Origin of the sequence: uncultured Lutibacter sp. (assembly GCF_947495725.1) — a bacterium.
GTDB lineage: Bacteria > Bacteroidota > Bacteroidia > Flavobacteriales > Flavobacteriaceae > Lutibacter.
This window is the reverse complement of the sequence record NZ_CANLZZ010000003.1, coordinates 147,193-159,825: the sequence shown is the minus strand read 5'-3', so window position 1 is coordinate 159,825 and position 12,633 is coordinate 147,193. Positions and strand designations below refer to the sequence as shown.

Sequence of the window (12,633 nt, the reverse complement as noted above, 5' to 3'; positions counted from 1 at the left end):
TTTTTATTTTTAAATAATTTATGAGTATAAAAGAAAACCTAATAGAAATAAGAAATAACATACCAAAAAACGTTTCTTTAATTGCAGTTTCAAAAACTAAGCCAATTTCTGATATTTTAGAAGCCTATAATGCAGGTCAAAAAGCATTTGGAGAAAATAAAATACAGGAAATGACTCAAAAATATGAGGAACTACCAAAAGATATTGAATGGCATATGATTGGACATTTACAAAGCAATAAAGTTAAATATATGGCTAGTTTTGTTCATTTAATTCATGGAGTTGATAGTTTTAAAACTTTAAAAGAAATTAATAAACAAGCACTTAAACATAACAGAATAATAAATTGTTTGTTACAATTAAAAATTGCCAAAGAAGAAACCAAATTTGGATTATCAATTAATAATACCGAAGAAATACTGAACAGCGAAGAATTTAAAAATCTTTTAAATATTAACATTATTGGTGTAATGGGAATGGCTAGTTTTGTAGATGATGAAAATATTATTAGAAATGAGTTTAAAACTCTAAAAAAACACTTTAATAAATTAGAAAAGTATAGTACTACTAATTTTAATCCTTCTACCATATCAATGGGTATGAGCGGAGATTATAAAATTGCCATTGAAGAAGGCAGTACAATGGTTAGAGTTGGAAGTGCTATATTTGGATCAAGAAATTATAAATAGTTTGTACGCAATACTTGATATAGAAACAACCGGAGGTAAATTTAATGAAGAAGGAATAACTGAAATTGCCATTTATAAATTTGATGGAAATCAAATTGTAGATCAATTTATAAGTTTAGTAAATCCTGAAAAGGATATCCAGCCATTTGTTGTTCAATTAACAGGAATAAATAATGGCATGTTAAAAAATGCTCCAAAGTTTTACGAAATAGCAAAACGAATAATTGAAATAACTAGAGATTGCGTACTTGTAGCTCACAATGCAAACTTTGACAATAGAATACTTACAACAGAATTCAGGCGATTAGGATACGTTTATGAACGAAATACTCTTTGTACTGTAGAGTTAAGTCAAAAATTAATTCCAGATCAACCTTCATACAAGCTTGGAAAATTATGTCGTGCACTTGGTATACCCGTTTCTAGCAGGCATAGAGCAGATGGTGATGCTATAGCAACAGTACAACTTTTTAAGTTATTAATTAGTAAAGATTTTGAAAAAGAAATAATTAAAAAAGCAATAAAAACCGATAACACTAAAAAACTTGCTCCAAAACTTTTAAATATTTTAGATAGCTTATCCTCAAAACCTGGAATTTTTTATGTGCATAATTCAAATAGAGAAATTCTATATATTGGAAAGGGTATAAATATTAGAAAAACGGTTAATCAATTATTTTTAAGAACTTCTAAAAAAGCAAAATACTTACAAAGCTCAGTAGTTTCAGTAACTTTTGAAGAGACTGGAAATGAATTGATTGCACAATTAAAATTTACAAAAGAAATTAATATTAATAAACCAAAATATAATTTTAATATTAAAAATAATTTATCAGAAGTTAATTTTAATAATGAAAACTTAATTGTTGTAGATAAAGGAAGAAATATTGGTGAAAAAGCAATATTGCTAATTGAAAATAATGTTTTTAAAGGATATTGTTATACAGAATTAAGTTATCAGGTAAATAATTTAAAAATTTTAAAAAATCTTATTTCTCCAATGGAAAACTCCGTTCAAAACAGAAATATTATAAAAAAGTACCTTCAAAAAAACAAGGTTGAAAAACTAATTAGGTTTTAATTAAAATAAATAATTTAATTTAGTAGTTAAATTCACCAAACACCAAAATTGAGCGATTATCTAAATAAAAAAAATTGGAAAAGTAGACTTCATGAAATTATTTATGAAGCCGATACTAAAAATGGAAAACTTTTTGATGTTATATTAATTATTACAATTATTATAAGTATAATTTTGGTAATGCTAGAAAGTGTTGAAAGTATAGACACAAAATATCACAACTTTCTAAACATTTCAGAGTGGATTATAACAATTCTTTTTACTATTGAATATATTTTAAGAATTGTTACTATAAAAAAACCTTCAACTTATATTTTTAGTTTTTACGGAGTAATTGATTTATTAGCTACAATACCTAAATATCTTTCATTCTTTTTTATAGGATCACATGCTTTAATTGCTTTAAGAGCACTAAGATTGTTAAGGGTTTTTAGAATACTAAAATTAGCACGTTATTTAGGAGCTTCTGTAACTTTAGTTTCTGCACTAAAAGCTAGTAGAATTAAAATTTCTGTATTTTTATTTAGTGTAATTGTACTTACAATTATTTTAGGAACAATTATGTACATTGTTGAAGGTCCTCAAAATGGATTTACAAGCATTCCTCGAAGCATGTATTGGGCAATTGTTACACTTACAACAGTTGGATATGGAGATATTGCGCCACACACTCCATTTGGTCAGTTTATAGCTAGTTTAATTATGATTTTAGGTTATGGAATTATAGCTGTTCCAACAGGAATTGTAACTTCAGAAATTACGCGTGCCGAACAGCCAATAGAAAAAAACACACAACATTGTAAGCATTGTGGTGCAGATGTGCATACCGACAATGCCGTTTATTGCAATAAATGTGGAGAAAAATTACGAAATGACTAACTATTTAATTACAATAGTTGGGGCAACAGCAATTGGAAAAACTGCTCTAAGTATAAAATTGGCGCAACATTTTAAAGCCGATATAATCTCTTGCGATTCACGCCAATTTTACAAAGAAATGAAAATTGGTACAGCTGTACCAACCAAAGAAGAATTAGATGCTGCACAACATCATTTTATTCAAAATAGATCAATTTTTGAGAATTATAGTGTAGGCCAATTCGAAAAAGACGCTATAGAGAAGCTAAACGCTATTTTTATAAAAAACAATATGGCTATAATGGTTGGTGGTAGCGGTTTATATACAAATGCTGTAATAGATGGTTTAGATTATTTTCCTGATGTAAAACCGAAAATTAGAACTAAACTTAATAAAGAGTTGAACTCTGAGGGAATTGAATTTCTTCAAAAAAAATTAAAAGAATTAGATCTTGAGTCATATAACACTATTGAAATTGAAAATCCACATAGATTAATTAGAGCTTTAGAAATTTGTATTGGAACCGGTAAAACTTATTCCCAATTTAAAAATAAACCAAAAGAAATACGTAATTTTATTCCTATTAAAATAGGATTATATGCTGATAGAGAACTTATGTACAGCCGAATTAATAAACGTGTTGATCTTATGATAAAAGAAGGATTATTAGAAGAAGCTAAAAAATTATATAAACATAGAGATTTAAATGCGCTTCAAACAGTTGGATACAAAGAATTATTTGAATATTTTGATGGAAAGTGCGAATTAGATTTTGCAATTTCTGAAATAAAGAAAAACACCAGAAGGTTTGCAAAAAGACAAGTAACCTGGAATAAAAAAGATTCAAACATTCATTGGTTTCATTTTGAAGAAGATATTACCAAAATTATTAATAAAATTGAAAATTTAATTTCTTTTGAATAAATCTGAACTGAAAGAATTTTTAGATGAAAAAGTATTGGAATACAACAATCCTAAGTTTATTGAAAGTGATCCAATTCAAATACCTCATTTATTTTCACAAAAAGAAGATATTGAAATTGCTGGTTTCTTAACAGCTACAATTGCTTGGGGAAATCGAAAAATGATTATTAAAAATGCTCATAATATGATGGAGCTTATGGGTAATTCTCCCTTCGATTTTATTATGAATCATAAAAAACAAGATTTAGAGCAAATTAAAGGATTTGTACATAGAACATTTAATAGCACCGATTTTATTTATTTTATAAAAGCATTAAATCATATTTACACAAACCATCAGGGTTTGGAATATTTATTTAAATTAAATGCCACTAACCAATCTCTGCAACCGGCAATACATAATTTAAAAAAGGTTTTTTTCGAAATTAACCACCCAATTAGAACTTTAAAACACATTTCAGACCCAGTAAAAGGTTCTGCAGCAAAAAGAATAAATATGTTTTTACGTTGGATGGTTAGAAATGACAATAATGGTGTTGATTTTGGAATTTGGGAAAGCCTCTCTCCTGCTCTACTTTCTTGTCCTTTAGATGTTCATTCTGGAAATGTTGCGCGTAAATTAGGTTTATTAACTCGCAAACAAAATGATGCTAAAGCACTAGCCCAATTGGACGCTTCTTTAAAAAAAATGGATAAAAAGGATCCTGTAAAATACGATTTCGCTTTATTTGGACTTGGTGTTTTTGAAAAATTTTAAATAGTTTATTCGGTTAACAACAATCCGCTTTTTGCTTCAGCATTACCCGGCTTGTTTAATAATGCTTTTTGAAACAGTAATTTAGCTTCTTTCTTTTTGCCTAATTGTAAATTACTCCAAGCATACATATACAAGGCATCAAAATCGAAAGGATATAAATCTGTCATTCTTTTAAAATAAGTTAAGGCTTTATCGTATTGTTTTCTATTGTAATAAATAGTTCCTAAATAATACAAAGCTTTGGTATTATTGCTCGAGTTTTCTAAAATTTGACTGTAAACAGTAATTACTTCATCCCAACGTCCCAAGGCCGAAAGTGGAAAAACATAGCCAAATTTTGGTTCTTCAGCAAAAGGCATTAGAGCTATCGATTTTTGATAAAAAGCAATAGACTCATTAAAATTTCCGGCCATATAATTCAACCAGCCAAGTCGCAAATTAGATTCGTAAAAATCTTCTTTGTAAACCTCCTTAATTTTATTAGCAGCATCTTTAAAATCACCACTAGCCTCTAATTTGTAACTTTCATTAAAAGCATCTTGAATTAACGAAAAATTGTGTTGACCATAGCTAGCATTGCTAATTAATAATACTAAATAACCTAAAAAAATATTTCTTTTTACTGCGTCCATGTTACTCCTAATATTAAGTTTTGTTGTTTGTATTTAAATGAATTTTGTATTTCTATATCAGATATACTATAATCTTTCATATTCATTAATGAATATCCTAATTTTAGTTGAAATTTGTTTAAATAAACTTGTAATATAGCTCCAAATTCACTTTCTGTTTCTGCCAATTGATTGTATACCACCAATCCATTACTAGAAATATAATTTTTAATTTCTCCAATCGTTGCAAAACCCGTTAAAGACATTTTATTTTTATTAACAGCTACTCCACCTGAATATATAAATCTGTTTTCGGAATTTGAATCGAGACTTTCGCTTAAGTACTGAAATGATCCAAATGGCACAACTAAGTTATTACCAAGTGGATACATTGAAATTGAATAACCGGTTTGTAATTGGTTTGCTCCATTTAAATTAGAATACGATATATTAAAACTATTTCTAAAATAAATACTAGATTTTGATATTGCTCCACCAAAAACAACATCTGAATAGTTTATTTTATTATTTGAATTAATCGAATTTTCAGTGGACAGACTAGATAAATCATCATATTCTCCAAATAAAAGAACTGCATAAGCATCTAAATACCAGCGTTTTCCTAAAGAAAAAGTAGCATCGGCGTAATATCTAATTTCGGTTCCTTCGTAAAATATATTAGTAGTTGCTCCCGAATTATTTTCTTGATAAACTAATTTACGTGGCATAACTGTAAGTCTATGATAAAAATTAGAGTTATTAGAAAACCTGTGATTTAAACCTACTGTTATAATTTGATGATTATCTATAAAATTACGTGTATTTATTGTTTCACTTGCAGTGTTTCCTAACAATAGATTATCGTAATCGGGATTGGAAGTTGCAACTACACCAACATCAACAGCAGAGATAAATTTTAAATCCAAGCCTATTTGTTTTTGAAGCGTAGCGTCCATTTTTTTATAAAACATATCAGATTCTAAATATAAACCGGAATACCTATAAGCCCAGTATAAATAATCTTGAACAACAACATTAAAGTTATTTAAATTGTATGCTTCTTCCAGCAATTTTACCGCTAATAAATATTTGCCTAATTTAAAATTGGCAATTCCCATTCTTATTTTTAAATAATAAAAATCTGTTTCGTTTTTTTTAAAATCATTTCCAACTTTTAATAAATTTTTCCATTCTTGCTTTAAAAACAAGTCATAAGTTAAACTATCAATTGTTTTATATGAATTTTTATTTTGTTGAGAATGCAAACTGTTAATCATCAGCAACAAAACCATCACAATTGCTATTTTTTTGCCCATTTTAAATAAATTTTATCTTTGTTTGGTTGCTTACATATACAACTTATTTCTTTGTTTTTACCAATAGTAATGTCCGCAGAAAATAATTGTTTATTATTATTCCCTAAAATTTGAGAGTTAAGTTTTATTTCTTGTTGATTAAATAAAACCTCACTTTTATTATAATGTAATTGATAATTTCCTTTAAGAAAAATACCAAAAGGAACTAAAAAATCTTGAATTACTCTTGTTGGAAAACCATATAAATGATGTATTGGAAAGCGTGAAAATATTGTTAATTCAGACTTTTCAGTAAATACAACTTTATATAAGGATTTATTAAAAATTGCCAAAGGACTTTTTAATGAACCTATATAATTTATAATATCGAACGTTTTATTATTATTTCTGTAATATAATTTTGCTCCTGTTTTTTTACAAACTAAAAATGATTGATTATAAATATTTATCTGATTTTCTATTTCATATAATTTTAATTCGGAATTTTCATGTTGTAACTCAATAATAAACGAATCTCCAGGATTCCATTTAAAAGCCTCTAAAAGTAAAGCTGAACTATTAATATTCGAAACTGTACTATTTTCTAAAGGAATTCCTTTTTGAATGTATTCTTGTTTTTCTGTTTGATTTTCAACAATATAGTCTTCCAAAGGGTAAAACATAGCAGGACTACCAATTTTTGATGATGCTTGTAATTGAAAATGAAGATGCGGATAAGGTGAACGCCCAGAATTTCCACACTTACCAAGCTCCTGTCCTTCATAAACACTTTCTCCAACAACTACTTTTATTGAACCTTTTTGTAAATGACTTATTTTTGAAAATAAAAATGTATCGTGTTTTATTACTACAGTATTCCCCCAGTTTTGTCTTGTATTTGCAATACCTATGTCATTATCTTCTACAGTATTAACAACCGCAACAACAACTCCTTCAGCAGGAGAAATTACTGGCTTTCCAAAACAATAATAATCTTCTACAGTATAACCGTCATTTAAAAATTCTAAATTCGTATGCTCATCTTTAATTACAAAATCCCATGCAAATTTATAAAATCCTTGATGTGTATAATTCCCGTTATGTCCTTGGTTAATAGTCCATTCCCCCAAAAAAGGCAAACGAACTGAATTGATAAACGAGGCATATTCTTTATTCGATTGACTATCGAACAAGTAAGCATTTGTTTCTGGATTTCTTTGTTGAAAGTAGGTTAAAACTGGTTGTTTTGTTTGGTCGAACCTAATTTTTAAAGCATATAAAACACTTATAAGAACTAAGTTAAAGGGTAATGAAAAAACTGACAACTCAAAAACTGCAAATAGTCTATCGCTTCCTATAGTTACAACAACCAACGCTGGAATTAAAAAAATACTCCACAATAAAGACTGTTTTGAAGGAATTAAAAAATAACCACCAATTGCAATTGCTGAAAGTACAAAGTTAAATCCATAATAGGTGTAATTTAATGATCCTGTATACAATCCTAAAAATGAATAGAACCAATAAGCAACAAAAAAACCAATTAAAGAGAATAAAAAATGAACTCTAGAATGAATAAGTAAACCAATTGCTATAAAAATTCCGGCAAGAATATTAAATTGAAAAAAAATGGCTCCTAACGATAAAAAGTAGGTTCCAAATGAAGTGTCTATAAAAACAGAATCCAACAAATTAATGAAGCTTACTAAAGAATTTCCTCCTATTTTATGAAACATATTTGAAGGAAATAATGCATCTGAGTTTAAAGCTACATTTGTAAAAGTTGGAAAAGATAACATGAGAATCCAAATTGCAACTAAAAACGGTAAGCTTAAAAAAGGTAATCCATATTTAGCGAAAACACCCATTAAAATTACAGTTACAAAAAATGCAATTGCACTACCTATTAATAGTAAAAATAAAACTTCGATGCTTGGAGAAAAGTAAGTTCCAATTCCTAAACCAACAAGAAGTGAGTTAAAACTAAACAATCCTTTTTGAATAGTTGTTTCATCGTATTCAAGAATTTTAGCTATTCCAATGGCAATTATAATAGCTAATAATCCACAAACCCCAGTCCACCAATCAATAAAACTCACCAATAAAAGTATCGCTGCAAATAATTTGCTTTCAGAAAAAAAGACCTGAGAATAGCTTTTTAATATTGCTTTCCAAATTGAAATATCTTTATTAGGTAATCTTAAGTTCATATTTAATTTCTACAGTAAATGTTTTGGAATTTCTTCTTGCTGCCTAAACACCTCTTTATCTTCTTTTTTACGAATTACATGAACTTCTTTATTGGCATCAATCATTACAATGTTTGGACGATATGTAATAAACTGCATCCATTGAGTCATTGTATATGCTCCAACTCGTTTAATTACAAAACGATCATCTTTATTTAACAATGGAAAGTTTATATTTTTTCTAATTACATCAATATTCATGCACAACGGACCGTAAATTGTAGTTGGCTCGGACTGAAAACTAGTTTCGTGCAATGGGTAAATTTCATAATCGTACCAAAAGGCAGTAAACATTAAATTAATTCCAGCGTCAATTACCATAGCTCTTCTTCCGTCAGCTAACCTTTTGTTTGCCAAAACAGTACCTGCTAACCAACCCGCTTCATCAATCATAGCACGACCTGTTTCCAAAATAAGTGTTGGAAATTCATTATTTGGAAAGGAAGCTTCATTCATTGCTGAAGTAATGGCATGTGCATAATCATCAAAACTTGGACAGGTATCGGTTGCAGGCATATAGGCACCTTGTAAAGTGTTTTGGGAAGCAAAACCACCACCAACATCAATATAGCTAATTAATGTATTAAATCGATTGTAAGTTTTATTTGCTAATTCGGCTAATTTTTGAATTGCAATTGTATATGCTTTAGATGTACTTATATAAGTTCCAACGTGAACATGTAAACCAATTAAATCCATTAAACCACTACTTAAAATTCTATTAATTGCGTTCCAAGCTTCGCCATTCTCATAATTAAATCCAAAACGATCCCATTGTGGAATTATTCCAGTATCCATATTTACCCTAATTGCAACTTGCGGTTGTTTATCTAGCTCTTTTCGTAATTCTAAAATTGTATTTAATTCATCAAAATGATCAATATGAATTAGTGAATTATTATTGATTGCTATTTTTAAATCTTCCTTGCTTTTATCTGGACCATTAAAAATAATTTTATTTCCAGAAATATTATTATCAATAGCTTTTTCATATTCAAACCCTGACACAACTTCTGCCCAAGCCCCTTCTTGATGAAATATTCTACAAACTGCATCTAAATAATTAGTTTTATAAGACCACGCAAATTGAACTTTTGGATAACGTGTAGCGAAAGCTCTATAAGCACTTCTATAAGTATTTCTAATGGTATTTTCTGAAATTATAAAAACTGGAGAACCATAGGTATCCATTATTGAATCTATTTCTACATCATCAATTTTACTTATTGGTCTTAACCGCTTTAAACTCCCAAATTTATTAGGTATACCTTCTACTACTTTTCGAAGAATTGGGCGTTCGTATATTTTTTTGCTCATCTTGTTAATTTTATAATTCACCAAATACTATAATTTTTTCAAAATCGGAAATATCTCCAATTAAATCCCAAGAATACCGAATAAACATTTTTCCTGTTTTGTACTCTTTTATCGGGTCAACTTTTTCACCTAGAGCTAATTTGCACAACAGTTCTGGTAAATTTTGCCCAGCGCCTACGGCCAAATATACCCAAGCAGGTATTCGCGGATTAATTTCTATTAAATAATATTCACCATCATCGGTTTTAATCATTTCAAGTTCTAATGCTCCACGCCATTTTGTTTTTTTTATTATATCGTGAGTAATTTTGAGTAAACGTTCATCGCTTATGGTAATTCCGCCCCAAGCTTTTCCTTTATCTGTTATATATTGCTTGCGCATAGGCACAGCCGAAACCGTATTTCCTTCACCATCGCCTAAAGCTATTACATTTACTTCTGTACCTTGAATAGCTTGTTGCACAACAACAGGTAACCCCCATTTTGCAGATAATTTATTAAAATAATATTGTGATTGTGCTAGGTTAGAAACTTTAAAAGCTTCGTAAAATTTACCTTTTATAAAATAAGGGTAACTTAAAGGTTTTGGTAAATTTTCTAATTCTTTAATATTTACCAAAGGTTTACTTTCTGGAACGGTTATGTTATATTTACGGGCATATTCAGGTAAATTATCTTTATGTCGTTCTTCAAATTGTTCTAACGTAGGTAGAAATGTAGAAATACCCATTTGCTTTAATCTCTCATTAAATTTAATAAATAAAAATAATTCAGAATCGAAATTTGGTATAACAATATCCAAGTTTTCTTTTTTATGTATATAAGCTAATCGCTCTAAAAAGGCTTCACTTCCGGTAGAAGGAAATGGCATTAAATAAGACTTATCTACCAAGCCAGGCATATAAATTCCAGGTTCTAGATTTTCATAAGCCAACCCAATAATTTTAACATCCATTCCCGATTTTTTTAGTGCTCTTATAACCGGAACACCTGGGCCAGGACTATCAATATTATTTAGGCCTGTTACGGCAATATTTAGTTTCTTTTTTTCCATAACTAATCGGTCATGTTTTCTTTTTTTAAGAAATCTAAAAATTCATACAAATCTTTTCCTGCTGTTAAATTATCAACCTCAAAATCTTTAATTATTTCTTGAATAATTTCATCAGCTTTTTTTCCAGATTTTAGTAACTGTATTATAAATAAACCAATTTCATTGGTTACAAAAGATTCTCCTGTTGAAGGCTTAAATATAAAACCGTTTTCACTTATGGCTAAGGAGTTTAATTTACTCATAATTTTATTAATTTATACAATTTTTATAAAGTTTAAGCTTTACATCAAATTTCGACTATTATTATGTTTTTAAATACTACATAAGTTACACAACCTTTTATAATATTTCTTAGTTGGTTAATTGTTTAAAGTTATAAAATATTGTTCACTTCAGTTAATTAAATAAAAAACTAAAATAACTTTTATGTAGAAATTAACACTTTCCAATTTAGTTAAAATAGTGACTTTAAAAAGAGTTTAGTGTCTTAATATACAAACACTTATATCGTAAAAATGATTTCAGATTTTCAAAAAGATAAAAAAACTAAAAATAAAACACTAGAACCTGTGGTAAAACACTATAAGATATATGTTGAATATTGCAATTCTAAAAAAATAACGCCTATGTCTTTAAAAGAGTTTTCGAAAAACTACAAAAGGTAATTAAATTAAATAAAACTCTCTAAGGCTAAATCATAACTTTGCAAACCAAAACCAGCTATAACTCCTTTAACAACTGGCGTTATATAAGAAATATGTCTAAAATCTTCACGAGAATGAACATTCGAAATGTGTACTTCAATAACTGGGGTTTCAATTCCTTTTATAGCATCTCCTATTGCAACAGAAGTATGTGTATACGCACCTGCATTTAGAATAACGCCATCAAAATTAAAACCTACTTCGTGTAATTTGTCTATAATTTCTCCTTCTATATTACTTTGATAATAATACAATTCTATGTTTGCATATTTTTTTTGTAAGGTCTTAAAATATTCTTCGAAAGTTAAACTTCCATATATTTCAGGTTCTCTTTTTCCTAATAAGTTAAGATTTGGACCATTTAAGATTAAAATTTTCATAGATATTTTAGACTAATATTTTTGGTGAAATTATTTCGAATTCAAATTTAAAAATTAATCTTGGAAATTAGCTTTTAACAACAACTAATTATCAAATTTATAAGCCAAACCAATTTGAATAAAATTTAATTTTTTGTTTCGATGTGGACCAAAATCCATATAATTAGAAACTGCTAAATTATAACGAGCATCTAATGTTAATTCTTCAGTAATTAAAAAACCAACGCCCAAATCTGCGGCTAAAATAAACTTTTTATACTGCTTATTTTTTATATCTGTTCTACTAACTGACAATAAAAATTGAGATTCTGGGCCTCCATAAATTTCAACTTTATTAGCAACTTTATATTTAAATAAAACAGGAATATGAAGTAATCCTATTTGGTCATTTGTTTTATTATTTGTTCCCGAATAATTTATTTCTGCTTGAATTGAAAAATTAACACTTTTTCTAAATTCCATAAAAGCTCCTAAATAAAATCCTGTTTTGTTTTCTTTTGCAACAGAATCGTCGTTTAGTTTATCCCTAATTTCCATTAAATTAACTCCTCCTTTTACTCCAAAAAGATTAATACTTTGAGCAAATATTAAATTTTTATTTAAAAATAAAACAGTAAAAATTAATAAGGATATATATTTTTTCATTTCATTAAAATTTAGAGACACTAAGATATTAAATTTATTTAAAGTTGTTTTTAATATTTAATTAAGTC

The 12,633-nt window shown here is 28.0% G+C and carries 13 protein-coding genes; 5 read left to right on the top strand and 8 right to left on the bottom strand.

Annotation, left to right across the window (positions count from 1 at the left end):
- Positions 1-20 precede the first annotated feature (20 nt).
- The 5 genes from Q0776_RS07665 to Q0776_RS07645 are packed head-to-tail and all read left to right on the top strand — an operon-like array spanning position 21 to position 4,310.
- A complete protein-coding gene (locus Q0776_RS07665; RefSeq protein WP_298366685.1) occupies positions 21-689 on the top strand; it encodes a YggS family pyridoxal phosphate-dependent enzyme in 669 nt (222 codons plus the stop codon).
- Between the two features lies 1 nt (position 690).
- On the top strand, positions 691-1,770 hold the full coding sequence (locus tag Q0776_RS07660) for an exonuclease domain-containing protein (RefSeq protein WP_298367484.1): 1,080 nt from the start codon (positions 691-693) through the stop codon (positions 1,768-1,770).
- Positions 1,771-1,818: 48 nt separating this feature from the next.
- On the top strand, positions 1,819-2,649 hold the full coding sequence (locus Q0776_RS07655; protein ID WP_298366682.1) for an ion transporter: 831 nt from the start codon (positions 1,819-1,821) through the stop codon (positions 2,647-2,649).
- Positions 2,642-3,553 carry a tRNA (adenosine(37)-N6)-dimethylallyltransferase MiaA gene (gene miaA / locus Q0776_RS07650; protein WP_298366680.1) on the top strand — a complete coding sequence of 304 codons (912 nt, stop codon included), beginning with the start codon at positions 2,642-2,644 and terminating at the stop codon, positions 3,551-3,553. The genes Q0776_RS07655 and miaA overlap by 8 nt, the downstream gene beginning before the upstream one ends.
- Positions 3,546-4,310 carry a TIGR02757 family protein gene (locus Q0776_RS07645; protein WP_298366679.1) on the top strand — a complete coding sequence of 255 codons (765 nt, stop codon included), beginning with the start codon at positions 3,546-3,548 and terminating at the stop codon, positions 4,308-4,310. Before miaA ends, Q0776_RS07645 begins: the two co-directional genes overlap by 8 nt.
- Positions 4,311-4,315: 5 nt before the next feature.
- Here the strand turns inward: Q0776_RS07645 and Q0776_RS07640 are convergent, their stop codons facing one another.
- The 8 genes from Q0776_RS07640 to Q0776_RS07605 form a co-directional block, all read right to left on the bottom strand.
- Positions 4,316-4,942, bottom strand: coding sequence for a tetratricopeptide repeat protein (locus Q0776_RS07640; protein WP_298366678.1), 627 nt, complete (start codon positions 4,940-4,942; stop codon positions 4,316-4,318).
- Complete coding sequence (locus Q0776_RS07635) at positions 4,930-6,237, bottom strand: hypothetical protein (protein ID WP_298366675.1); 1,308 nt, start codon at positions 6,235-6,237, stop codon at positions 4,930-4,932. The genes Q0776_RS07640 and Q0776_RS07635 overlap by 13 nt, the downstream gene beginning before the upstream one ends.
- Positions 6,222-8,426: an urea transporter gene (locus tag Q0776_RS07630; protein WP_298366673.1), complete on the bottom strand. Its 2,205-nt coding sequence runs from the start codon at positions 8,424-8,426 to the stop codon at positions 6,222-6,224. Before Q0776_RS07630 ends, Q0776_RS07635 begins: the two co-directional genes overlap by 16 nt.
- 9 nt (positions 8,427-8,435) lie before the next feature.
- Positions 8,436-9,782 (bottom strand): hypothetical protein, encoded by a 1,347-nt coding sequence (locus Q0776_RS07625; RefSeq protein ID WP_298366671.1) that lies wholly within the window; start codon positions 9,780-9,782, stop codon positions 8,436-8,438.
- A 10-nt stretch (positions 9,783-9,792) separates the two neighbouring features.
- The gene (locus Q0776_RS07620; protein ID WP_298366669.1) at positions 9,793-10,836 is read right to left on the bottom strand and encodes an ATP-grasp domain-containing protein; all 1,044 of its coding nucleotides are present in this window, start codon (positions 10,834-10,836) and stop codon (positions 9,793-9,795) included.
- 2 nt (positions 10,837-10,838) lie between these two features.
- Positions 10,839-11,078, bottom strand: coding sequence for a PqqD family protein (locus Q0776_RS07615; protein WP_298366666.1), 240 nt, complete (start codon positions 11,076-11,078; stop codon positions 10,839-10,841).
- Positions 11,079-11,506: 428 nt separating this feature from the next.
- Entirely contained in the window at positions 11,507-11,920 is a 414-nt protein-coding gene (gene aroQ, locus Q0776_RS07610) for a type II 3-dehydroquinate dehydratase (RefSeq protein WP_298366664.1), read from the bottom strand.
- Between the two features lie 84 nt (positions 11,921-12,004).
- Entirely contained in the window at positions 12,005-12,565 is a 561-nt protein-coding gene (locus Q0776_RS07605; RefSeq protein WP_298366662.1) for an outer membrane beta-barrel protein, read from the bottom strand.
- Positions 12,566-12,633 lie beyond the last annotated feature (68 nt).

Excerpts from the sequence above, each read along its gene's own strand:
- aroQ (WP_298366664.1), bottom strand. The coding sequence starts at position 11,920 with ATGAAAATTTTAATCTTAAATGGTCCAAATCTTAACTTATTAGGAAAA.
- Q0776_RS07630 (WP_298366673.1), bottom strand. The coding sequence starts at position 8,426 with ATGAACTTAAGATTACCTAATAAAGATATTTCAATTTGGAAAGCAATA.
- Q0776_RS07620 (WP_298366669.1), bottom strand. The coding sequence starts at position 10,836 with ATGGAAAAAAAGAAACTAAATATTGCCGTAACAGGCCTAAATAATATT.
- Q0776_RS07605 (WP_298366662.1), bottom strand. The coding sequence starts at position 12,565 with ATGAAAAAATATATATCCTTATTAATTTTTACTGTTTTATTTTTAAAT.
- Q0776_RS07665 (WP_298366685.1), top strand. The coding sequence starts at position 21 with ATGAGTATAAAAGAAAACCTAATAGAAATAAGAAATAACATACCAAAA.
- Q0776_RS07625 (WP_298366671.1), bottom strand. The coding sequence starts at position 9,782 with ATGAGCAAAAAAATATACGAACGCCCAATTCTTCGAAAAGTAGTAGAA.
- Q0776_RS07635 (WP_298366675.1), bottom strand. The coding sequence starts at position 6,237 with ATGGGCAAAAAAATAGCAATTGTGATGGTTTTGTTGCTGATGATTAAC.
- miaA (WP_298366680.1), top strand. The coding sequence starts at position 2,642 with ATGACTAACTATTTAATTACAATAGTTGGGGCAACAGCAATTGGAAAA.
- Q0776_RS07640 (WP_298366678.1), bottom strand. The coding sequence starts at position 4,942 with ATGGACGCAGTAAAAAGAAATATTTTTTTAGGTTATTTAGTATTATTA.
- Q0776_RS07615 (WP_298366666.1), bottom strand. The coding sequence starts at position 11,078 with ATGAGTAAATTAAACTCCTTAGCCATAAGTGAAAACGGTTTTATATTT.